General features: G+C 45.8%; 22 protein-coding genes and 5 pseudogenes. 19 read left to right on the top strand and 8 right to left on the bottom strand.

The genetic code is table 11. From position 1 onward, the window contains the following. Positions 1-2: 2 nt before the first annotated feature. The 4 genes and pseudogenes from radC to K7H21_RS04475 all read right to left on the bottom strand — a co-directional run bounded on the left by radC (position 3) and on the right by K7H21_RS04475 (position 3075). Positions 3-482: a RadC family protein gene (radC, locus tag K7H21_RS04490; RefSeq protein WP_196550769.1), complete on the bottom strand. Its 480-nt coding sequence runs from the start codon at positions 480-482 to the stop codon at positions 3-5. Between the two features lie 11 nt (positions 483-493). Beyond that, on the bottom strand, positions 494-943 hold the full coding sequence (locus K7H21_RS04485) for an antirestriction protein (RefSeq protein WP_223035621.1): 450 nt from the start codon (positions 941-943) through the stop codon (positions 494-496). Between the two features lie 32 nt (positions 944-975). Then, a pseudogene (locus K7H21_RS04480) lies at positions 976-1798 on the bottom strand (DUF932 domain-containing protein). 290 nt (positions 1799-2088) lie between these two features. Continuing rightward, entirely contained in the window at positions 2089-3075 is a 987-nt protein-coding gene (locus K7H21_RS04475; protein ID WP_172754592.1) for a hypothetical protein, read from the bottom strand. A 622-nt stretch (positions 3076-3697) separates the two neighbouring features. Here K7H21_RS04475 and K7H21_RS04470 point away from each other — a divergent pair. From K7H21_RS04470 to K7H21_RS04460, 3 genes are all read left to right on the top strand, one after another. Next, the gene (locus tag K7H21_RS04470) at positions 3698-4342 is read left to right on the top strand and encodes an inovirus Gp2 family protein (RefSeq protein ID WP_228751064.1); all 645 of its coding nucleotides are present in this window, start codon (positions 3698-3700) and stop codon (positions 4340-4342) included. Positions 4343-4454: 112 nt separating this feature from the next. Next, a complete protein-coding gene (locus K7H21_RS04465; RefSeq protein ID WP_172754607.1) occupies positions 4455-4670 on the top strand; it encodes a helix-turn-helix transcriptional regulator in 216 nt (71 codons plus the stop codon). A gap of 304 nt (positions 4671-4974) precedes the next feature. Beyond that, positions 4975-5412: a putative zinc ribbon protein gene (locus K7H21_RS04460; protein WP_172754591.1), complete on the top strand. Its 438-nt coding sequence runs from the start codon at positions 4975-4977 to the stop codon at positions 5410-5412. A gap of 142 nt (positions 5413-5554) precedes the next feature. On the opposite strand, the gene K7H21_RS04455 is transcribed toward K7H21_RS04460, so the two are convergent. Next, on the bottom strand, positions 5555-5848 hold the full coding sequence (locus K7H21_RS04455; RefSeq protein WP_172754590.1) for a hypothetical protein: 294 nt from the start codon (positions 5846-5848) through the stop codon (positions 5555-5557). A 4-nt stretch (positions 5849-5852) separates the two neighbouring features. Continuing rightward, positions 5853-6284, bottom strand: a complete 432-nt coding sequence (locus K7H21_RS04450; protein WP_172754589.1) for a helix-turn-helix domain-containing protein — start codon at positions 6282-6284, stop codon at positions 5853-5855. A gap of 322 nt (positions 6285-6606) precedes the next feature. Here K7H21_RS04450 and K7H21_RS04445 point away from each other — a divergent pair. Together K7H21_RS04445 and K7H21_RS04440 are read left to right on the top strand one after the other, a co-directional pair. Then, positions 6607-6870 (top strand): annotated as a pseudogene (locus K7H21_RS04445) (type I restriction-modification system subunit M N-terminal domain-containing protein); the annotation flags it as partial. A 74-nt stretch (positions 6871-6944) separates the two neighbouring features. Further along, a protein-coding gene (locus K7H21_RS04440; protein ID WP_223035620.1) for an IS3 family transposase occupies positions 6945-8110 on the top strand; the annotation gives its coding sequence in 2 pieces (ribosomal slippage) (positions 6945-7191 and positions 7191-8110; 1167 coding nt in all). Between the two features lie 241 nt (positions 8111-8351). Here K7H21_RS04440 and K7H21_RS04435 read toward each other — a convergent pair. Further along, a pseudogene (locus tag K7H21_RS04435) lies at positions 8352-9386 on the bottom strand (IS110 family RNA-guided transposase). A 77-nt stretch (positions 9387-9463) separates the two neighbouring features. Here K7H21_RS04435 and K7H21_RS04430 point away from each other — a divergent pair. From K7H21_RS04430 to K7H21_RS04410, 5 genes and pseudogenes are all read left to right on the top strand, one after another. After that, positions 9464-9697, top strand: a pseudogene (locus K7H21_RS04430) (type I restriction endonuclease subunit R, EcoR124 family); the annotation flags it as partial. Positions 9698-9759: 62 nt separating this feature from the next. Continuing rightward, complete coding sequence (locus K7H21_RS04425) at positions 9760-10353, top strand: hypothetical protein (protein ID WP_223035619.1); 594 nt, start codon at positions 9760-9762, stop codon at positions 10351-10353. Positions 10354-10372: 19 nt separating this feature from the next. Beyond that, positions 10373-10585: a hypothetical protein gene (locus K7H21_RS04420; protein WP_223035618.1), complete on the top strand. Its 213-nt coding sequence runs from the start codon at positions 10373-10375 to the stop codon at positions 10583-10585. 62 nt (positions 10586-10647) lie between these two features. Beyond that, complete coding sequence (locus K7H21_RS04415; protein ID WP_223035617.1) at positions 10648-12015, top strand: DUF726 domain-containing protein; 1368 nt, start codon at positions 10648-10650, stop codon at positions 12013-12015. A 277-nt stretch (positions 12016-12292) separates the two neighbouring features. Further along, entirely contained in the window at positions 12293-12712 is a 420-nt protein-coding gene (locus K7H21_RS04410; protein ID WP_223035616.1) for a hypothetical protein, read from the top strand. 440 nt (positions 12713-13152) lie between these two features. Here the strand turns inward: K7H21_RS04410 and K7H21_RS04405 are convergent. Next, positions 13153-14378, bottom strand: a pseudogene (locus tag K7H21_RS04405) (IS3 family transposase). Positions 14379-14675: 297 nt separating this feature from the next. Here K7H21_RS04405 and K7H21_RS04400 point away from each other — a divergent pair. The 9 genes from K7H21_RS04400 to K7H21_RS04360 all read left to right on the top strand — a co-directional run bounded on the left by K7H21_RS04400 (position 14676) and on the right by K7H21_RS04360 (position 23604). Beyond that, complete coding sequence (locus K7H21_RS04400; protein WP_213802239.1) at positions 14676-15401, top strand: tyrosine-type DNA invertase; 726 nt, start codon at positions 14676-14678, stop codon at positions 15399-15401. A 346-nt stretch (positions 15402-15747) separates the two neighbouring features. Further along, a complete protein-coding gene (locus tag K7H21_RS04395) occupies positions 15748-16293 on the top strand; it encodes a fimbrial protein (protein WP_223035615.1) in 546 nt (181 codons plus the stop codon). Between the two features lie 95 nt (positions 16294-16388). Then, entirely contained in the window at positions 16389-16934 is a 546-nt protein-coding gene (locus tag K7H21_RS04390) for a fimbrial protein (protein WP_223035614.1), read from the top strand. 102 nt (positions 16935-17036) lie between these two features. Beyond that, the gene (locus K7H21_RS04385; protein WP_223035613.1) at positions 17037-17756 is read left to right on the top strand and encodes a fimbria/pilus periplasmic chaperone; all 720 of its coding nucleotides are present in this window, start codon (positions 17037-17039) and stop codon (positions 17754-17756) included. Between the two features lie 114 nt (positions 17757-17870). Beyond that, complete coding sequence (locus K7H21_RS04380; protein ID WP_223035612.1) at positions 17871-20534, top strand: fimbrial biogenesis usher protein; 2664 nt, start codon at positions 17871-17873, stop codon at positions 20532-20534. Continuing rightward, positions 20525-21649 carry a fimbrial protein gene (locus K7H21_RS04375; RefSeq protein WP_223035611.1) on the top strand — a complete coding sequence of 375 codons (1125 nt, stop codon included), beginning with the start codon at positions 20525-20527 and terminating at the stop codon, positions 21647-21649. The genes K7H21_RS04380 and K7H21_RS04375 overlap by 10 nt, the downstream gene beginning before the upstream one ends. A gap of 11 nt (positions 21650-21660) precedes the next feature. After that, positions 21661-22266, top strand: coding sequence for a fimbrial protein (locus K7H21_RS04370; protein ID WP_223035610.1), 606 nt, complete (start codon positions 21661-21663; stop codon positions 22264-22266). A 10-nt stretch (positions 22267-22276) separates the two neighbouring features. Next, positions 22277-22825 (top strand): fimbrial protein, encoded by a 549-nt coding sequence (locus tag K7H21_RS04365; protein WP_223035609.1) that lies wholly within the window; start codon positions 22277-22279, stop codon positions 22823-22825. Next, the gene (locus K7H21_RS04360) at positions 22822-23604 is read left to right on the top strand and encodes a fimbrial biogenesis chaperone (protein WP_223035608.1); all 783 of its coding nucleotides are present in this window, start codon (positions 22822-22824) and stop codon (positions 23602-23604) included. The genes K7H21_RS04365 and K7H21_RS04360 overlap by 4 nt, the downstream gene beginning before the upstream one ends. The last annotated feature ends 14 nt before the right edge of the window (positions 23605-23618 follow it).

The following is a 23618-nucleotide window of genomic DNA, read 5'->3' as shown; positions in this document are numbered from 1 at the left end:
CCTTACAACCAGCCCCGTTCGGCAAACGAGACGATATCCATTCCGCCGATAACAAGGTGGTCCAGGAGACGCACACCCACAAGGTCCAGAGCATTCTTCAGACGCTCTGTCACCCGTCTGTCAGCCTGGCTGGGTTCGGCATGACCTGAAGGATGACAGTGAGCAACAATGACCGCTGCCGCATTATGTCTCAGGCTGGCCTTCACCACTTCCCGTGGATGGACTTCGGTGTGGCTGATGGTGCCTTTGAACAGCGTTTCGTGCCTAATCAGGCGATGCTGGTTATCCAGCAGCAGCAGGATAAATGCCTCTCTTTCCTCCATCGTCAGTTGAAGCCTTAACCAGTCACGTACTGAGCTGCTGGAGGTAAACGACGCGCCGGGCTCGCGTAACTGGCGCTCCAGCAGAGCCAGCGCCTCACGGATGGTCTGTTGTGCTGATGCCGTCAGTTCATATGCAAACAACGGTAACTGTTTTTCCATGGTGCAGTACCTCAGTCGATGATGTGCATAATGGCGTTGCACTCAGGGTGGTTCAGCGCATAGTCGCGCAGACGGTAATAATGCTCTGTCATGGCATCGCACTCCGTGCGGCAGGCATGGTGGCTGTAAGCCATCAGACAGGCCGCAATACCCGCAGCTTCAGCACTCATTTCAGCGCCGTTACCATTCAGGTTATTAAACAGCGACCAGAGACCGTCACTCTCTTCCGGAGCCATAAAGGCACCGCCGTTACTGAGGGTGTAAAAGTTCCAGATTCCACCGCTGTAATCCGCACACAGCCGGTCCATCCAGGCAAAGATGCAGGGCTCAAGGGTTATCCATTGCGGAATAAGGCCAAAATGCTGTGGCCAGAAACAGAGGCGCTGTTCATCCGGTACGACAGTGGCAGTGAGGATGAATGGCTCTGTCACCTCAGGGGTCAGTGAAATGTGTTTATCCATTGATATATCTCCTGTAATCAAAATGACTGGCATCAACGGTCAGACAGGGCCAGCATGTTTTCAGTCATCACCCACAATGCCCGGTTGAGCTTCACGTCCCCGTCAATGCCGTTCACGGCACGAGTCCGGCTGCGTTTACCCTGTGCGGTTCGTCCTGACAGCCCTCCCTTCATCAGGTTCTCCTGCACGCGCTGGTAAACGGTCCAGAGGTCATCGCTGCGGTCTTCATAGCGGCGGGGGGGTGAGCACCTGGGAGGCAGTCACCGGCTGGTGGTCTTCACCAAAGCGATACGCCAGCGCGGCATGCGCCAGTACCTGCTGTGCGGGTGGCGGTAACATCAGGGACTGCATCGCATCACGCTTCTCCTCCACCCGGTCAAATATCCCCAGCACCTCGTAAGCCCCTTCAATGACTTTTTCAACCACATCCCCTTTATGCGGCACCCGTACTTCCCTGAATGACTGCCCGCAGACCAGGCCGTTGGTGCAGACACCACGAAACAGGCCCGGCAGCATCTGATAGCTGGATGAGCCGTCATGGCTGTTGAGGAGGATAATTTCGGGAACCTGGTGGCCGGTTAACTGTCCGGCACGACGCAGACGCAGCATGTGCTTTGTATGCTCCCGTCGGCTCTGGTCACGAACGCGTGTCTGGCAGGCAAAGAAAGGCTCAAAGCCTTCACACTGTAAACTATCTAACAGGGTAATGGTTGGGATGTACGTGTAACGCTCACTGCGGGATTCATGCTTTTCTTCACTGAACACGCTGGGAACGTGGTTCATCAGCTCTTCACGTGTTAAAGGGCGGTCGCGGCGGATCTGGTTCACCCGACCAAAACGACTGGCTAATTTCATGGTCAATTTCCTTTCTCAAAGAAAAAAGAAAAGGCCATGCTCCTTACGGAACATGGCCTTTATTTCTGATTGATATAAAAAAACAGGTATTGCTCTCAGAGACTGCGAAACCGATGCCACTGCGAGTTAATTCGTGGTAAACCCGCTATACTCAGTTAAACAGGAGACGATGAGGGATAATATTACCACTTACCAGTTCATCCTGCCCGAAGTTAAGTTTGCACCAACCATCTCTGTTATACATACAGATTATGTATTCCTGAATTTTTATGCATGTTATCTTTAACTCATTATTTGATTTTGCTTTTTAACTCAGGGGTGAGATTCCGGATTTTTATATTTGCAGGCTCATGATAAATGTTGATTTTCAGTTCAGGATTAACATCGCTGTATGGTGCATAACTGTGGAGGGAATATAAATCCTCCGCGCTGTCCTTCTCAGTATACATATATGTCCCCTCAGGGTGTACAAAGGGAGTAGATGGCGATTCATCAGAAAAATTCATATCATTCTTTTCATACTGCACACCAATAAAAAAACCGCCTTTATCAGATGACGAAGACTGATGAATAAAAAGAAGATGTGAATATTTATTCCTGCACCACCCTTTTGTCGCTACATTTTTGAAAGAGTAATATCTGACTGAACTAAAATCAAGATGGCTCATTGCATTACAATATTTTTCTTTCAGAGAAGCATGTTTATTAAAACTAAAAGGAATGCAACATATATCACTGGCTTTGTATTTAACACTAACCTCACTGAAATTGCCCTCCCGCCTTTCAACTTTATACTCAATATTTATTTTGTTAAAAAAGATCAACCACAAATCGGCCAATATAATCCTTGCGCTGCTAAACACCCACTCCCATTCATGGGGCTTCATTCCATTTATTTTATCTTCTATTAATTTTCTTAATTCTTTTTCAAAACTCAGGGTGTTCAACTTTTCATTATTTATATTGTCGACAGTAATAGAGCACTTACCGAATAAATCCCCAAAGACTTTATAAAGACGTGCGTTATGCTTTAAATAAGGAGTACACAAAGCAACACTGAACTCACCATCGTCTTTCTGCTGCTGTTCCATGACGGTCTTACTGGCATCACAGAAAGCATCAACCACCGGATCACCGTTGCTCTCGAAAAGCCTGAATGAAACCAGTTTCTCGATGACTTTCGAGTGACTCATATGGTTTTTTTCCGCGATTTCAACAATCAAATCCCTCAGTTTTTTCGATGAGAAATTGACGATCATTCGGTTTTTTCCGGCCATTAGTACCCTCCTGATTTTCTATGCCGCCCTAACAAAGTGACGCACTTTTTACATTTTTATGGTTATATATCTTTATTAAAAAGTGAATCCCCACAAAGTGAATCACCTTCTTTAAAAACATACAGTTACTAAAATAACGCAAGAAAAACAGTTTCTCCAGCATTCGTTGACGTGAGGGGGTTCTATCAGTGATGGATCACAGGTTTATCGTAAAATAATACTGGAATACTCCCTGGTGTTTCTTCCCGCCAGTCCACCTCTTCTTCATTAATCGATGGCCTAAGCGGCAGGTCTTAAGCCCAGAGATGTCCTGCTAACTACGGAGTTATTTTCAGGTGTATGTATGCTCTTTCTGATGGTTTTCTTCTTCTATTGCAAATCCCCTGCTCCAGCCCTTCCGGGCTCCGTATTGTTAATAATAATGGCTACATAGACATACACAGAGACATAGACAAATAGCTACAGAGATGTAGAACCAATGGATGAAGGGGTAAAGAACCTGTGACGTGATGGAAGGAACGTAAGATCACAAACTGTAGGAGTGAAGAAGAGCAATCGGCATTCCGTAATTCATTACCAGGTATCCGATACACTGAACACCATCAGCCAAGGACACCACCTCATGAACATCAAACGCCATAAGCACTACGGCTTAATGAACGCGATCTATGTAGAACGCATCATCGACACCGTTGACAACGCTCTCAATCAATATCCTCGTACGCTGGCAATCCGGATTGACCTACGCTTTCCCGATGAAGAGGACAGGCAGGATTGCCCTACACAGTGTTATACAGGCCCGGATGTAATCTCCCGCTTCATCACATCAATGAAAGCCCAAATTCGAGCCGATATTTACCGCAAGAAAAAAGCCGGAAAGAAATCACTCAACTGTAAAATGAGGTATATCTGGGTCAGGGAATACAATCAGGAAGGTAACAAAAGGCATTATCACGTTCTGCTTCTGCTAAACAAAGATGCTTATCACCGTCCTGGTTATTTGACTCTCGATGATAACTACGATCGCTGTACTCTCTTCAGGATGATAGTCCGTGCATGGTTAAGGGCAATCAAACGGGATTATGCTGAGAAAAAGTATCATGGGTTGGTTCATATCCCCTACAGGGCATACTACTTACTGAACAGTAAAAAACCTTATTTCAGACAAGATTTACAGGAACTGACCGAAAGAGCGCTTTATCTCGCTAAAGAACGTAGCAAGGATAAGTCCGACGGCTATCGTAGTTTTGGATGTTCCCAGGGCTAATCAGTCATTTCTTACTGGCATGTGGATGTTGAGAAGGAGAATGCGTCAACGGTTAAACATCACCAGTATCGGCGCTTCTCCATATCTCATTATCTCTATGGAGACAGCCATCATGACCACTCGATATAACAACACCACTTTGCTTAACGACAAAATGGTAGATATGGCATTCATCACCCGTTTTACGGGATTAACTGACAAATGGTTCTACAAGCTGATTAAAGACGGTGAATTTCCGAAACCAATCAAACTGGGCCGCAGTTCCCGCTGGATGCAAAGCGAAGTCGAAGCCTGGGTTCAGCAGCGTATCAGTCAGTCACGGAAGTAATTAAACTCCAATAATAACAATCAATTAATCGTATTCCCCCATAAGGCAGCCTGTAAAGCCCTGTAAGACCCTCGAACTATAAACCCAGTAAATTCATCGTGTTAACCATAACCCCCTCTCAAAACGCCTTACAGTGCGTTTAAACAACATCGACGGGAGAGATGGCATATCGAATAACACGAACAGCTATTTCAAATAGCTCATAAACCACAATCATCCTGCATCTGAGAGTGAATAATTATGCATAAGTCCACGTTAAAAAAATCTGAAATTATACCTTGCTCTCGACAGTGACGGTCATTACGTGATTTCGAAAGAAATGAAAAACGCTTCTGATGCTCAGTGGTTCTGTCCTTCCTTCTCTTGCCCTGTGAAACTCCGCAACGATACCTCGGGAGAAGATGCCTGGTTTGTACACAGCCCCGATGAGGCAACTAAACCGCTATTGGCGAATTGTGTTTATCTCAACACTGAAATCAAAAGGCGTGTCTTCATCCTGCGGTTACGCACGATAATTGACGAACTGGAGACGTTGACAGCAACGCGGTACTGGTTCTGTGTATGGTGCAAGGCGCATTATGAAGGGGAGAAACACTGTAAAGCCTGCAACATGGGGATATACAGCATCAGCCATGGCGACTGGTGCTGGAATTATAATCAGAAGGAAAATGTATCAGAAATCAGCGACCATACAGTCACCGACATAAATCATCATCACCAGGCAGCCTGTACCCTATCCTGACAGCGTTAACCAGATTAACCCTTACGTTTCCCTGCCCTTAGCGTGAAAATCGTTTACAGCGTATTTCACTGACGACTGGAATGAACTTACTTCATTGTTTTATTTGATTATTTATTAAATAGGGGGGAAGGAGTACCCGTTATCAAAACTGTGTGGAACTGAATGTCCAGAGAGCTTCTCCCTGTACCATTGGGTCGGGGCGCTGTATAAGGTCGAAACACTGGCAGAAAGGACACCAGGTAACGTGGTTGAATGGCTTGCCGGGATAATGCTGCTGAAAGGCTTCACGAAAAGACTCATTCATTAGCCCCGTATTAACGATGCTGGCCCGGCAGAATAATTGTTCCAGAACAGCCTCGACAGGCTGGCCCTGCTGCCTGGCAAGCTCCTGAAGCACCTTGTTGACCATGACAGTGTGTTCTTTCTTGTGGCTCAAACCGTTATCCCTTCCTTTTACCAGTCATAATCTCAGGGCTGAACACCGCGTTCAGGCCGCCTTGCTGAAAAGCCATGATAACACTGGATTTATCTTCCGCATCCAGGGCGTCAAAAATCAGAGTCCACCACTTTTTGATTTCTTCTTCTGAAAAGCATTTCTGCCTGGCGTTGTCCGTAAAGGGATCACCTTCACCGGTAATGAGCCAGGTCAGAGAACGCCCCGAGCAGGCAGCAATCATAGCCACACTGTCGATACCCGGCACGGTATCGGTTTTAAGGTATTTCCTCATGGAGGCTTCGGAAACCCCACAATCTCTGGCAAACGAGGCGACAGACTGTTTCCCGATAACAGTTTTGAGGCGCTCACCAAAGTGCTCAGGCCCTTTTGGTAGAGGGGGCTCCCCCCAACTATGCTGACTGTAATTATTCTTCATTTAACCAACTCGCACCATCCTCGATGGTAACTATAATACGGCAACAAACCATGCAATGCGTAATATTTTACGGAAATAATAATGAATTCGCCTTTTATTAGCCTTGTTTATGTAAAATAGCACGAGAAAACAATCTAATTTAGCAACTATTATCAGTACGAAACCTGTTGAAGGTAGTGGTATAATCCTGCCTTTATAAAAGTGATGACTACGCTAACCGCCCTGTCGACCTGATATCATTGGCTCAGGGCTTCCGATACCAAGAAATCAAGATAAAATCACGGAAACAGTAGTCGTTAAAAACAAAGTGACAGGATCAAAAATGACAAGCCTTCAGCAGCGTGCAGAGCTACACCGTCAAATCTGGGCCATTGCCAATGATGTCAGAGGTTCAGTAGACGGATGGGATTTTAAACAGTATGTACTCGGTGCACTTTTCTATCGCTTCATCAGTGAGAATTTTTCCAGCTACATGGAAGAAGGGGACGAGAGCATACATTATGCAGCACTTGATGACAGCATCATTACCGATGACATCAAAGACGATGCCATCAGGACTAAAGGCTATTTCATTTACCAGAGTCAGTTTGTAGTGGCACACTGAATTTGGCCACCTGAGTAGAGGTGATATGCTCACCTCAACATCTTATAGGTGAACCAATGAGCAAAGCATTTACTGCTGAATTTAAAGTCGAAGCGGCAAAACTGGTCCTGGATCAGAACTACACTCACGGCGAGGCGGCTAAGGCGATGAACGTCAGCCTCTCCGCCCTCAACCGCTGGGTAAAATCGTTACGTATGGAGCGCCAGGGGAAAACGCCTCCGGGCCTGCCTCTGACGCCTGAGCAGACTGAACTCAGGGAAATGAGAAAACGGATACAACGCCTTGAAATGGAGAATGAAATCCTAAAAAAGGCTACAGCGCTCTTGATGTCCGACTCCCTGAACAGTTCACGATAATAGACAGTCTGAGGGCGCACTACCCGGTAGCGCCATTGTGCCGGCTGTTCGGTGTTCACCGAAGCAGTTATCGCTACATTCGTAAAAATGGCAGGGGTTCTGACGCTGAGCGTGCCGTTAAACGGAGTCTCGTCAGTGAAGTCTGGAACGCCAGTGGTGGCTCTGCTGGCGCGAGAAGTATCGCCACGATGGTCAGCGCTAAGGGCGTCAGACTCGGGCGATGGCTGGCCGGTAAGCTGATGAAAGAGCTGGATATCGCCAGTTGCCAGGTCCCGGCGCATAAATACAAACGCGGCGGGAACGAACACATTGAAATACCGAACCATCTCGACCGGCAGTTCGCGGTTACCGCGCCGGATCAGGTCTGGTGCGGCGATGTGACCTGTATCTGGACGGGAAAATGCTGGGCTTATCTGGCAGTAGTGTTGGATCTGTTCGCCCGCAAACCTGTGGGCTGGGCGATATCGACGTCGCCGGACTCGGCCCTCACGGTCAAAGCATTGCAGATGGCCTGGGAGCTTCGGGGTAAGCCAACAGGCGTGATGTTCCACAGCGACCAGGGCAGCCACTATACCAGCCGTCAGTACCGGCAGGCTCTGTGGCGCTGTCGGATAAAGCAGAGCATGAGTCGACGGGGTAACTGCTGGGATAATGCCCCGATGGAGCGGTTCTTCCGGAGCCTGAAGACCGAATGGGTGCCGACGAAGGGCTATAACAGCTTCAACGAGGCTCAGAGCGCGATAATCCGCTACATCACGGGCTATTACAGTGCCATCCGGCCCCACTGGTATAACGGTGGCTTAACGCCAAATGAATCAGAGGGGCTGTTCCATGAACAGTCAGGTCGTGTGGCCAAAATTAGTTGACCATATATGGACGCCCCGGGTGTTACAAGTACTGGTTCGATACGGTTTGCGACCATATATCCGACGTCATTAGTGGGTTAATTTACCCGCGCCATGATGTTATCCGAGCCCTGTTTCCTTATCACTACACCGGTATATGATTACCCAGGTCAACTTCAGGCTGTTACAGGGACGGTAGCCGTTTTCTCATCAGTGCCTGCAAACTCAGTTAAATATGCTTTCTGTAAATTATTGTTTTTAGTTAATTCATCGTAACGGCCTTGTGCATATTAAAATCAACACCATCGGTCAACACACGCCAGATAATTCTCGTCAGTTTATTCGCCAGTGCAACCGTGGTTTTCAGGAACCCTCGGCGAGCCTCAAGCCTTTGCAGCCAAAGGCCCAGACTGTCATCGCGCTTTTTCATACAGCGCATTACAGACCGTGCTCCATGGATGATTAATGTTCTGAGACTACGATTGCCATTTTTTGTCACGGAGGATAATCGTTGCTTGCCTCCCGAGCTGTGCTGCCGGGGAACCAGGCCGCATCAGGCGGATAATTCTCTGCCGCTGGAAAATTGTCCTGCATCCACATCACTGATAAATGCCGCCGCAATGAGCGGGCCGACTCCCGGGATCGTTAATAAATGGCGATATGCTGTCTGCTGTGAAGACAGTGCAGCAATTTCCTTGTCCAGACCGGTGACGCGTTCATTCAGTGCCTGCATATCTTCCCGCAATGAAGAAAGTAAACGGCGAACGGTGAAAGTTAACTCGTTCGACGCATCTTCAATAAGTTCAGGCAGGTGTTGCTGGATACACTGGATCCCAACAGGGATAATGAGACCATATTCAGCGAGCAGAGAACGAAGCTGGTTAGCCAGCGCCGTTCTTTGCTCAACCATGAGCTGACGGGCATTTCGCAGCACTTTGATATCCTGCTGCTCAGCAGTTTTAACCTGAACAAAATGGATACCGGGGCGGCATGCTGTTTCACAAATCGCCAGCGCATCATTTGCATCATTTTTCTGGCTTCTTACAAAGGCTTTCACGTGCTGGGCAGGTATGAGTCTGACGTTGTATCCCATCGTTCTGAAAGTTCTGCCCCAGAAGTGCGAAGTAGAGCAGGCTTCCATCGCGATAAGCGTTCCGGGCTCGAACTGTCGAATGATATCCAGCAATTTTGAACGGGAGATCTTTTTGTTATATGCAATTGAACCATCAACCATCCAGACGCATACCTGAAAAACAGATTTGGCAATGTCGATACCAACAACTCTGATTGTGTTCATGTGATATCACTCCAGAATTAATTGCAGTCAGTAGAGTATGGCACTGGCTACTTCAGGGAAGGGCGTCCATCACATCACAACAGGAGGCGGAAGCGTTGATTAAGGAAGAAAACCTCAATGAAGAGGCGGCAAGGCGCTATATCCGTACATCACTCAAACGGGAATATGCTACCGAAAATGGGACGGAGTTAAATGAGACGCTACCAAAACTCAGTCCGCTGAATCCTCAGTACAAAACGAAAAAGCAGACCGTATTCCAGAAAATTGGGGCGTTTATCGAAAAATTTAAAGGCGTTGGTGGGCAAGTTTAGTTACTCCACTTGATACTTTATGATCTTTTACCGACACTTTGAACGATGGGATTGAGAAAGAAATGAGAATAAAAATTCTTATTGTTATTTTAGCATCATTGCTTATTGTTTCTTGCGATTCTGAAAAAAAAGATATCACCGGTTACTGGGCGAATGAAAGCCCTGAATGCACCGTACTCTGTGGTTTTACAATAGTGAAGAAGGACTCTGCTCTGTCCGATTTATTTGTGTATTTTGACAAAGGGCCTTTTTCGTCTGGAGTTAACGGGCCACTAATAAAACAGAAGAACAACCTTTTTATTGTGAATAGTTCCAGTGGTGATTATTTTCTCAAAGAGAGGAATGGTTATCTATACAACAAAACAGGTGATAAGTACGTAAGGACAGGAAATCCAATCGGAGTATGGTCTGATATAACGGGAAACTGTAGTGATCTTTGTGAATTTGAAATAAAGAGAGAAACTGATTTTAATGGATTTTATGTGATATTTAATAATAAAAGACTCAATGGTTACTATGATGGTGCATTGTATAGAAAAAAGGATGGTTCTCTTATTATTAGTGGAGTTGGTGGGGACTTCATATTAACTCCTGATAAAAATGGAAATCTAATCTCGGCGGCCGGTGCTGTTTACAAAAAGAAGAGCGGAACATAAAAATCGTAAAGCGGTTGTAATGCTTCGTACTGAAGAGAATCTGGATGAAAGCAAAATTGCCGCATTGCTGGATAACTACCTGTTTACAGATGTGACCCCACGTGAGGACAAGGTAGCCAGGGCTCTAACGTGGACACCAAGGATCCTTGAAAGGAAGACGGTGCTTAGACGTGTCTATGACAAGGTTTGTGGTGTGATTGATACCTTTATCAACGGAATGCGTGGCTTTTAGACCTAAGATGATGTTAATGTTTCATTAGCTTTATAGCTAAATAATAAGGAGAAAGAAATAAAATGGATAATGAATTAACTTTTGAGTTTTGTAACGATAACCGTGGAGAAACCATAAATATATTTATTCATGGTTATTCAGCAGTTAGATGTAATAATAATAAACTATCTCTCAAACAATTCATTCCTGAGCGAAAAAAAGAAACTAATATTTTTATGTTTTGGCCTTGTGGTAAAATTTTCGGGAATATGTTAAAGCCCCAAAATCTGATTAAATACGTAGCAATCAATCCAATGATTGCATTAGCAAAATTAAGTTATGACGAAATATTGCGATTCAAAACGATTGAGAGCAACATTCCTAATTTAACCTATGAATTTATTTGTAAGTTAAAAAAATTCATCAAAGATAATGATTTAAAAAACACAGGAATTAATCTGTATGGACACTCATTAGGTGCAAGATTAATAATAGAAACTATTTTCAAAAATCCTGATGATTGCAAAGATCTAAAAATTGACAACCTCATTTTTATGGGAGGAGCCAGGAGTCTGGATAATAGTGAATGTGAAAATTTATTGTCAATCATATCTGGCCGTATATATAACATTTACTCATCAAGTGATTATGTATTAAAACTTGTCAAACCAGATTTTGAAAAATGCATAGGCCGCCATCCCATACAGGCACAACCAGAGTTATCTTATCGGATAAAAAACCATCCTTTTGATTTTCTTGGTCATATGGATTACTGGGAAAATATAAGAGAGATAATAAAATATTTAAACTTAGACGGGGCCAGCAATTCCTTTGTAGCTCCGGGCTACAACACTTTTGAAAATAACCCATTCCCTGCTAAGGACGTACCTTTATACATTCCAATATGCTATGCATCAGTTTCGGAAAAGGAAATAATCGCAAAACTAATTTGTTTAAAGAACAGTAGTTCAATCTCTGAGAATGAAAAGAATCCTATAAAACTCACTAATGAAATACAATTAATGGGTGGAGATTCCATCATTAATAAAGTTAGAGGTCATGGAGTAATATACAGTGAAATTGTTCATAATGTTGCTGAGCATTTGAATATCCCAGATTATCAGAATACTGGATTTAAATATTTAGAACAGTCTATTCTGGAAAAAGTTTTGAATGAATTAAAAAAGGAGTCTATTTCAACAGATGAGAACAAAAAAATACTAATAAGTAAAATAATTCAAACGCTATATAGACACTCTGAAGATGGATATTATCATACCACACACATGGAAGCTTTTATTAAACTTGTTGAATTAATTAAAAAGTCGAACCTCAAATCGCTTTATTTCTCAGGACCTGCGTATTCTATAACTGTTCCTCTCATTATAATTATTCATCATATAAGGATTCGTCTTATCAATGAGATTGGTGTGGATTTTTTATCAGTATAATAGCTGATTAAAAAAAACAGGAGCACGTTTAACCGAAAGTAAACAATGCTCCTTCGCTAATCTAGATTTGGCAAAGATAGATATCAATTAGAATAAACTACTTCAATATACTTTTTAGGTAGGTCTTTGCATTTTAAACCAGATTGGCAACAATGAATTATCTATTATATAAAGTCTTTTCTGAAGTTTACAAAAGAAAATAACTCAACCCCAACTCTTATTTACCATTAAAAAAAACAATTACTTATGCAATTAAGTTTAAAAATCAGAGTTCTACATGAACAGAAAAAATAGACTAAATTTCATTCAGTTTCTGGCGATTAACAGCAAACTTATCCATATCTCAGATACATGGTCCGATTTGTGGGTTTTGGTTTTTTACACTCGTATGAGTGTAGGAAGACTGATAGACCTTCAATACAAAGATATAGATGGTCACTCATTGCTTTTGCGTGAACACGGACGATTGAAAGAACAATGTATTGAATTAACAACTCCGGTTGAAAAAATACTTGAACGCAGGAGAAAACAATATCCTGATGATATCTATGTCTTCCAGAGTCATTCAAATCGTGTAAAAAGCTCCCCTCGCCCAGTCACGGTAATCGCTTTTAACGCAGCATTAAGAAAGGCAAGCAGTAACATGCCAGGATTGAAGGTGTGCAGCAGCAGCGCAAGATCTGTCTCAAAACAGTAGAATCAATGTTCATGTCATGGCACTTCATGCAATTTTAATATAATGTTGATCAATCTTTTCTTTGAGATGGATGCTTCACAGATTATGTGATTAACTTTACACTACGAATTTTAGTATAAAAAATATGTCTGAATTTTATATTCAGTCGTTCCGGAACTTACAGGATGTACATGATGGAATATGTTGGTTCATCCCTGAATGAATGGTTGCCTGACTTTTTTAAGCAGTGGCCTGAAGGTATTGTTGAAAATACCACACCAGAAAGAAATTTTAGAATTGATTGTACGAAGTTAGCCTCTCTTTTTGAGCAACTCTCGGAACCATTAAAATCGATTCAGTATAGTAGCATACGTTTTGATCCCTGGGAGGTGGCGGAACTCGGTCGGAATGAGGTCAGAAATACATCTGTCCTCTCATGGATTCTCAATCTGGTTTGGCCCCTATATTTCCAGACACTTTTTATCACTTAACCCATTACTGGTTCGACGCCGCAGATATTCCCGTGGCGAACGATATCCCAGAGCACTGTGCGGATGCCATTCGTTGTAATGTTCGAAGGCCTCCGCAAGGTTCTTTACCGCTGTTAACCCGTCAGGTTTCGGCATGATGCTGATGTAGTCGCGCTTCATCGTTTTCACGAAGCTCTCCGCCATCCCATTGCTTTCCGGGCTACGTACCACCGTGTGTTTAGGCTCCAGTCCTACCATTCTGGCGAACTGACGCGTCCGATGAGAACAGTAGGCTGAACCGTTGTCTGTCAGCCACTCAACGGGAGAAGTCGGCAGGCTGTTACCAAAGCGATGCTCCACTGCCCCAGTATGACGTCTTTTCGTTTTCGCTGTCATATCCACCGGTTATGGCTGCCCAGTGCAGTGCCTCGCGATAGCAGCAGTTCAGCGCGAACGTGATACGCAGTTTTTCGCCATTATCACAGTTGAACTCGAAGTCGTCAGAGCACCATCGCCGATTACTTTGCCCGACAGCCACTTTCCCTGTATGCGCCCGTTTCGAGGGCGTTATTACAGGTTTACGCTCAAGTAGCAGCGCATTCTGACGCACGATATGGTATACGCGTTTGGCATTGAAAACGTCCATGTCGTGAGTTTCTGATTGTCTGCGCAGCAGTGCCCAATCCGAGGATGGCCATACGTAGGCAGATCGCCGATCACTGTATGGATACGATCCAGTGCTTCAGTATCATCAGGCTTGCGCTTGCACCGACGATCCTGCTAGTTAGTTCACCGCCGGGCCATGTTATGCAATTGCGCAAGTGATACCCGGAGGCAACGACTGAGAAGGCTTATTTGCCATCCTCCGGTAATAAGGACACATGCGCTATCCACTTTTCTTGGCGACCATATTCAACAGCTTCTTTCAGCAGCTCGTTTTCCATGGTCTTCTTGCCCAGCAGGCGCTGCAGTTATTTGATTTGCTTCATCGCAGATGCCAGCTCCGACGCGGGCACAACCTGTTCTCCCGCGGCAACGGCTGTGAGGCTGTCTTCCTGATACTGCTTACGCCACAGGAACAGCTGACTGGTAGCAACGCTATGCTGATGGGCTACCAGCGACATGGTCATTCCGGGCTCAAGGCTCTGCTGAACAATGGTGATTTTTTCCTGAACACTTCGCCGTCTGCACCTGTACGGACCTAAAACATCAATCATCCGGACTAAACGACCGGTTAAAAGCAATATTAAGACTATCACTAACTTAAGTAATATCAACGACCCGGAGATTCATGGAGCCAGTCAAAACATCACAATTTAAAGTTATAACAACATTTTTAAATACAAATATATTTAGATTTAAATTTTGTTATTTATAAATAATCCGTCTTAAATCAAGAATTTTATAGCTTTTCTTGTGCTATTATTAGCACAAACATTCAATCAGCAAATTGTACGCCTGACGTTCTAAAACTTGTCAGACGACATTCAGCAACTTTACAGAGAGATATCATTTTGAAACACAGGCTTTATCTGACTTCTGATGAAATTGAATCAATGCTTACCGCTGCCCTTACCACAAACAGTGGTAAACGCGACTACTGTCTGATTTTGCTTGCATTCCGGCACGGTATGCGAATAAGCGAGGTTCTTGGTCTCAGCTATCGTGATTTCGATATGGGGGCCGGTCGTATTAACGTTCGCAGACTTAAGAACGGATTCTCCACGATTCATCCGCTTGAAGATGATGAAAGACAGGCCATAAATGCATGGAGCTGTGAGCGTTCAGGCTGGAAAGGAGCCGACAAATCTGACCTGGTCTTTCTTTCCCGACGGGGAACAGCTCTCTCACGCCAGCAGGCTTATCGCATTGTTCGTCGCGCAGGAGAAAAGGCTGGCATTGTTATTGAAACGCATCCCCATATGCTGAGGCATTCTTGTGGATTTGAACTGGCAGAAAGGGGAACTGATACCCGCCTTATCCAGGATTACCTTGGTCACCGCAACATCCGTCATACCGTTCGGTATACAGCAAGCAACGCAGGTCGTTTTGTCGGACTCTGGCAGAGGGCTAATGAGGTTCAGCGAAGAGATGAAACAAGCAGCGAAAATACCCAATCAGAACATATTCGAACTGGTCAATTGGGGCCAAACTGTCTATATGTAAAAATATTTCTATTTTTTGCGCAAGTGAATTTTCAGAATTATTTACCACAAAACACCTATATGATTGATTTATAATGAATTAATTGAAGAAGGTGAAATTTCTTATCCCTTTCTCCATTCCCTGAATAACTCTCGCTATCAGCCGCTCCAGAAAAAAACCTAGATTCCTCCCTTCCTTACCCTCTCAAAAAGTTCCAGAAAAAATAATTAACCTCATGATTAACATAGTAAAAATCAAAATATGATTCCGCATGATCTACTACGAGTCAAAATGGCCCCAATTGACTCTTAAATGTTTCGAAAGGTGTCAGCTATGTGGCTGCGTGTCTGGAGTACCGAAGTGGATGCATGGAGCGCCTGAAAGCCGCAATTTTTGTGTTTCAAACACTTAAACGTTTCAAAGGAAAACCAAGGAAAAGCTATGAAAATCAAAACACTGGCATTTGTTGTCACCTCTGCACTGGCCCTGAGCTCAACTGCTGCGCTGGCGGCTTCAACTGCTAATGGCGGCACGGTTCACTTTACTGGTGAAATCACCAACGGAACCTGTGCTGTATCTGCAAACAGCGGCAACCAGACTGTTAAACTGGGTCAGGCTAAAGCGACTTCCCTGGCAGCCGCAGGTAAAGTTTCCAACCAGACCGCCTTTAATATTGACCTGATTGACTGTGACACCACTGTTGCTGCGACTGCTGCTGTGGCATTCAGCGGCCCGGCCACAGCAGCCGGTGATGCCCTGTCTGTGAGCAGTATCACCACTCCGGGTGTTGCTGCGACCAACGTAGGTATTCAAATCCTTGACCAGAACAATGCCGTTATCAAACCGAACTCGGGTGTCCCGGGCGCAGCTAAAAACATTGATAACTCTACTGTAACACTTCCGTTCACTGCACAGTTTATCTCCTACGGCTCCGCCACCGCGGGTGCAGCGGATGCTGATGCGCAGTTTACTGTTTACTACAACTAAGTTCTTCGCATAGAGCCGGATTTATCGTTTCTCTGCCCCTCCCTGAATTTGTATTCAGGGAGGGATTAGTCAGATGGTTCAGGAACACAGCTTCTATGACATATACCCGAAAAAAACTTTGTTTATGTGTCTGCCTTTACCTACTTGGGACGGCTGTCACTTTCGCTGAAAACAGAACCCAGTACGGCGGTGTTGTTCATCTTCGGGGCGCGGTCACTGACGGCACCTGTGCGGTCAGTACGGAGAGCGAGAACAAACAGGTTTATATGGGGCAGGTGCAAAGCTCCCGTTTCGAAGAATTAGGGTCGTGGGCAGATCCTGTGGCATTTAGTCTGGTACTTGTCGACTGTACCATCGCCTCAGAAAAGCAGGTGGGAATTATGTTCAATGGCGTCAGCGATGGCAAAGACCCACTCGTTTTCCGTGCAGGAGAAGGCGCAAATGCTGCACAGGGGGTCGGAATTGGGATATTCAGTGCCTCTGGTGAACTTATCATACCCAATACCCGGCCTCAGCAGCTTACTTCTCTTAACGGCGAAACGGTGACATTACCGTTTACAGCCCGTTATCGGGCAACCAGCCGGCAGGTCATTGCTGGTGATGCAAGCTCGAATGTATTTTTTACTCTCTACTATCCCTGACAGGTACCAGGCAGAAAAAGATGCGTCCCCTGTACAAAAATAAGATCTTCGCCTGAATAAGATACAGGACATTATATAACCGGGAATGGGCATAAATTTCATATGAATAAGACACTGAAAAACATTTCTGTCACTTTATCGCTGATGGGCTTATTAAGCACAGGTTATATTCTGCCAGCCAGTGCGGCGGACACCAAAAAAGGGGGGACCTCACTTGGCGCTACTCGCCTGATCTATCCTCAGGGGGCAACAGAAATATCCGTACCGGTGACAAACTCATCCAGCACGTCACGTTATCTCATTCAGAGCTGGATGGAAAATGCCGCAGGTCAAAAAACGACGGACTTTGTTGTGACCCCTCCCTTGTTTGTCAGTAAACCAAAAGCAGAAAGCACATTACGAATTATGTATATTGGCGGTGCACTCCCGGCAGACAGAGAAACGGTGTTCTATCTGCACAGTAAAACGATACCGTCTGTGAACCCCAATACCATTCAGAGTCAGAATGTATTGCAGATTGCGATTGAAAGCGTGATTAAAGTCTTTGTCCGCCCAAAAGGATTACCTGTGCCAGCAGATAAGGCCCCGGCACAGCTGAAATGCACAAGAAGTGGCGGGCAGTTGAAAATAACAAACCCCTCCCCTTATTATGTTTCACTGGTTGAGGTTAATGTGGGACTCCAGAAACTGGACAACACTATGGTTCCACCAAAGGGAAATATTTCTCTCCGTGTTCCCCAAAATGCGGCAGGCAGCGTGACCTTTAAAGCCGTCAATGACTATGGATCTTATACACCTAAATTAACCTGCTCCGCTGGTTAATATCGGGCTCACGGATGATCAATCTTCTGATTTGAATAACCGGGTGGGATGAAGACTCCTTTAAAAAGGTCGCAGCAGATACATTTCATAATTAAAACAGGGTAAGCAGTCAATATGAAGCATTTCTCTTCAGCTAAGTACACTGCCGGCAAAGATTACAGGGACAGTCAGACATTACCAGGTCTTTATTGCAGACAGCTCCCGATCGCTGCCGCGTTAATCGGAGCGTTATCCTGCTATCCACAGGGTTCCCGTGCTGAGCAAGGGGATAACGAAAACTTTTTTAACCCCGCATTCCTGTCAAACGATCCTCATGCCGTCGCGGATCTTTCCCGGTTTCAGAAAAACCAGCAGGCACCTGGTGAGTATCGGGTCGATATTTATCTGAACAATGAGTTTGTGGTAACGCGTTCCCAGCTTTTTAACGAAAAGCCCGCACAAGATAATACGTCTGAGGCAGTGCTTGACAGTTCTGTTGATGACGGAACTGGGCTCGTACCTTGCCTCAAATTAAAATACATTGAGGCACTGGGCGTCAATACAGCCGCCTTTGACCGACTCAAAGCGGCCTCGGATGAAGAGTGCATAAATCTGCCGGCATCAATTCCTCACGCCAGTACATCATTAGATTTTGACCGGCAACGGCTTGATATCACCATTCCTCAGGCCGCTCTTTTGAATCAGGCCCGCGGTTATATCCCGCCAGAACAATGGGATCAAGGGATCCCGGCCGTTCTGCTTAATTATAATTTTACAGGCAGCAGAGTCAGCGGAGATACGCGAAATAACAGTTACTTTCTGAATCTTAACAGCGGGCTCAATATTGGCGCCTGGCGCCTGAGGGATAATTCCAGCTGGAATTACAGCCAGAGCCGGACTCAGACGAATAGTGACTGGCAGCATGCGTCAACTTACCTTGAGAGAACCATCATTCCTCTCAGGGCTGCGCTGACACTGGGGGACAGCCGGACAAACAGTGATGTATTCGATTCATTGAGTTTTCGCGGTCTGCAGCTTGCCTCCGATGACAATATGCTGCCCGACAGCATGAAAGGGTTCGCGCCAACGATCCGGGGGATTGCTAAAAGTAACGCTCAGGTCACGGTGAGGCAAAACGGCTATACGATTTACCAGACTTACGTTCCTCCGGGCCCGTTTGTGGTGAACGATTTATACCCGACTTCGTCAAGTGGTGATCTGACCGTCAGTATTAAGGAAGTGGATGGAAGTGTATCGTCCTACACCGTTCCCTACTCTGCTGTCCCCATACTTCAGCGAGAAGGCGGCCTCAGATATGCACTCACTGCGGCCCGGTACAGAAGCAGTATAAGCAGTCAGACAGACCCTGAGTTTGTCCAGGCCACCGTTGTCAGGGGCATAGGTCATGGATTCACGGTGTACGGTGGCGGTCAGGTATCAGATAGATACCGGGCCTTTGCCGTCGGTGCAGGTAAAAATCTGGGAGACTGGGGGGCATTCTCAATGGATGTCACACAAGCGAACAGTAAGCTCGCCGACGATAGTACGCACAGCGGACAGTCAATGCGATTCTTATATGCCAAGTCTCTCAACGAAATTGGAACGAATTTCCAGTTGCTGGGGTATCGCTATTCAACTCAGGGTTTTTATACGTTAGATGAAACGACCTACAAAAAAATGAAGGGGTATAACTATCAGACCGAAGATGGATTACGTTCCTACGGTGATTACTTCAATCTGCGTTATGCCAGGAAAGGGAAAATTCAGCTAAACCTTTCACAACAGGCCGGGCGCAATGGTTCTGTTTTTATATCTGCAAGCCAGCAGTCATACTGGCATACTGATGAGAAAACGGCACTTCTGCAGGCAGGCTACGCCGGAACATGGAACGATATTAGTTACAGCCTGACATATAACTATAATAAGGCACAGGGACAGGCCGGTTCTGACCAGGTCTTCGCCTTTAACATGTCCTTGCCTCTGGGAAGATGGCTCTTTCCGGACAGCAATAAACCGTTATACGCCACACTCAATAGCAGCACCGATAAACACGGTAACATGACTCAGATGGCAGGCCTGAGCGGGACGACTCTGCGGGACAATAACCTTAACTACAGTGTTCAGCAGGGGTACAGCAATCATACCGGAGGTGGTGCTAATGGCAACGCCAGCCTGGATTACCAGGGAACATACGGAAATGTCAGTACCGGGTACAGTTACAGCCCGGGCTTCAGGCAACTGAACTACGGTCTGAACGGTGGTGTGGTATTACATGAGCATGGACTGACATTGAGTCAGCCTCTCGGCGATACTAATGTGCTCATTGAAGCGCCGGGGGCCGATGGTGTGAGTATAGAGAATACAACCGGGGTCAGTACTGACTGGCGTGGATATGCTGTTGTTCCCTATGCCACAACATATCGTCGAAATCGTGTTGCTCTCGATGTGACATCTCTTAATACGCACACCGACATTGATGATGCTGTGGTCAATGTGGTCCCGACAAAAGGTGCACTGGTACGCGCTAAATTTAATGCCAGAGTCGGGGTAAGGGCCCTGATGGTGTTAATGCACAATGGTAAACCTGTTCCTTTTGGCGCAATGGTCAGCATACCGGGTAATGATAACTCAGGCATTGTTGGCGATGACGGACAGGCGTATTTGTCCGGGTTGCCTCTGACTGGAACAGTTAAAGCCCTGTGGGGACAGGAGGCTCATCAACAGTGCGTGGCTAAATATAGCCTCGAAGAGAAGAGTCTTCACCAGGCCATCACCCGGATGAAAGCAGAATGCATTTAACAAGTAAAAAATCAATCATATGTAGGTCAGTATTCCTTGTATTTAATCAGTTTTTAAAATTGACACTCTGGATATTACTGACAGCAAAGAATATCAGTTTTGCGTTTGTTTTACAGGCAAACAACGAGAAGAGAAAAATGAGCAAAATTTACTTATTACTGATTGCCACTGTTTGCTCCGTGACATCTGCATTTGCTGCAACTACAGTCACACTCAGTTTGAATAACACACTAACCACGACAACCAACACAACTGGCACTGTCCTGTCATCAACGAGCTTTACCGTCGCTGGCTTTCCTTATAACTGCCCCGGATATTGCAGCTCATCTTTTAGTGATATTAATGGGGCAATACCTGCGTATCAAACCCGCCCGACTGACTGGGTTTTCCAGGATATGGATGATTATATATCACTGGCTGTTGCTATGTCGCAGTTTTGCGGATACATATATGCCCCCTTTAATCGCAGGGTATGGAACTCGTTGACCTGCCGTGATTTGGCTAATTCAACTCGATGGGCAAATACAAACTGGCATTCCAGAATTAAAATACTAAAACCCATGATCGGTGGTACTTATTCATCAACCAAGCTTCTCGGTACCTGGAGAGTATGTTTCTCAGACTCAAGTTGCAATGGTGGTACGGTAGCGGCTTTAGTTTATCTTAACTATAATATTACAGTCCCTGAAACCTGCACTATTATGCCTGACTCTGTTTTTCAGATCGATTTGGGCCAGATAGCGCAGAAAAATTTTGTTTCTGGTGGCGCAGGAAACAGACCCACCGGGTATATAAACCGTCCTTTAACCGTCAAGGTTATGTGTGCAGGCGGTGTTGAACAAAATGCCAGCCTGACCGTTCGTCTTCAGGGGCAACCTACAACAGCTTACCCAAATGCACTCGCGACGGATAACAGTGCCGTCGGTGTGGTTATCACCAAGCCCGATGGCACCACACCACTCGTGCCAAATGATATCAACAGTACAATTCCGTTCCAGCTTTCCGGGGGAACCGGGAATGTTATTATACAGGCTTATCCCATCAGTCTTACGGGTACCGCTCCGCCAGTAGGATTATTTACATCATTGTCCGTTTTGCGATTTGACTTTAATTAACGGAGGAAACAATGAAAATCCGGACTGTGTATCATTTTGACTTTGGCAGGATTAAGCAGGTGACAAAATCCAGTCACTTTTTCATCCATAAACTCAATGTTGCCGTGCTGGTAACGGGAATATTGACGGTATCGATAGCCGGGGCGGCGACCTGCCCCAGTAACAGTTGCAACCTCACTGTCACTGGTACCGTCACGGCAACGTCCTGTGATGTAGAAACAACATCGCAAAATATCACGGTGCCGCTTGGAGACGTGAGCATAGGCACATTCCAGTCTGTCGGTGATACCAGTCAGGCAAAATCGTTCAGTATTCACCTGAAAGACTGTTCCGATTCGGTATCCGGTGCCAAAGTTACTTTTCAGGGAAATGCCGATCCGGATAATACTGCGCTCCTGCAGCTCACCCAGAAAGAAGGGGCGGCAACCGGCGTTGGCGTGGAGATTCTGCAGGGGAATGCTGAGAGCAGTATCGCACTCAACACGCAGGTCAGTGCGGGCGCAATTTCTCCTGGTGAAAATACTTTGACATACAGGCTCAGGTATAAATCAACCCGTAATGTGGTCACTGCAGGCTTCGCAGACGCAGTCATGTTTTTTGATCTTGAATACCAGTAAGGACGCGATAATGTTTTCTCTGAGACCACAGCTTCGTACTTATTCGGGCTATATCATGCTGGTTGTTCTGGCGACAATACTCGACCGGGTTTCTTATGCTGCCGGCGGGCAAGTGAATGTTACAGGCAATATCATTGCTAACACCTGTACTGTCCTGCCCGCCGATCAGGAAAAGTCAGTCTCGATGGGATCGGTCCCGGTTAAACAATTCACCAATGGTAATGGCGAGGCTTCTCCGACTTCATTTATGCTGACGTTTACGAATTGTGCTTCACAGGTTTCAGGAATATCGGTCAAATTTTCAGGTACACCGGACAGTAGCAACACTGAACTCTTATCTCTCGATGACGATCCTTCGGTTGCCTCGGGGATTGCTATTGCCCTGCTCGACAGCAACAGAGTACGGATCCCCCTTAAAACATCAACAGCGGCGTATCCTTTGCCTGCGGGCAGTACCAGTCTGACCATGAAGTTCTATGCGCAGTATGTCAGAAATGGGCTGCCCCTGTCCGCCGGTAAAGCCGATGCCACAACCAGCTTCACGGTAACCTACGAGTGAGCGGGGAATATCCACGCCGCGATGCTTTTTCACGGCTTATTGTTATCTGCCTGTTAACGCTGACTGCGATTTCATCCGCCCAGGCAGGACTGGTTGTATACGGCACTCGCTTTCTGGTTACTGGTGAGAGGCCGGCAACAGGAGTGACGGTGGAGAATACCGGGACGCTGAATTACCTGGTTAAAAGCGACATTGAGTCTGCAGCAGACTGCGTCCAAGATAACGTACAACAAAAACAGAGCCGGTCCGGAATATGTGCAAAGAAGCCAGCACTGATCATTACTCCCCCGCTCATCGCCCTGAAACCCGGGCGCAGTAACCAGCTACTGATGTCATGTATAGAGTGTGGATTGTTACCGCAGGACAGAGAATCCTTGTTTCGTCTGGCAGTCAGCGCAATACCGTCAGGGCATTCAGGGCCTAATTCGGTGCAGATTGCTGTACGCTCGCGCTTTAAAGTAATTTATCGCCCGAAAGGGCTGAACGCCGCTGACGCCCGTCAGGCCTATAAAAAACTGACATGGGTGAACAGAGACGGACACTTATGGGTATCAAACCCTACGGCTTATTACGTGACGCTCTATGAACTGAATGTAAATGGTCTTGAGGTACCAACAGTCAGTCCCCTTCCTCCTTATTCTAGCCGGCAGGAAGATGGATGTGGAAAAAGAGAGGAATGTCAAATTGAATGGAAAACAATTGACGATGATGGAAGGATATTGCCTGCAACTTGTGTCCTGACAAAGAAGTACAGGGCCGCTGAAGTAAGAATGCCCTGAAGGCGTTACAGAGA

The sequence above is a fragment of the Klebsiella sp. CTHL.F3a genome, from assembly GCF_019890895.1.
GTDB classification, from domain to species: domain Bacteria; phylum Pseudomonadota; class Gammaproteobacteria; order Enterobacterales; family Enterobacteriaceae; genus Klebsiella; species Klebsiella grimontii.
The sequence above is the reverse complement of the archived record's forward strand: the minus strand, read 5'-3'. Positions and strand labels throughout refer to the sequence as shown.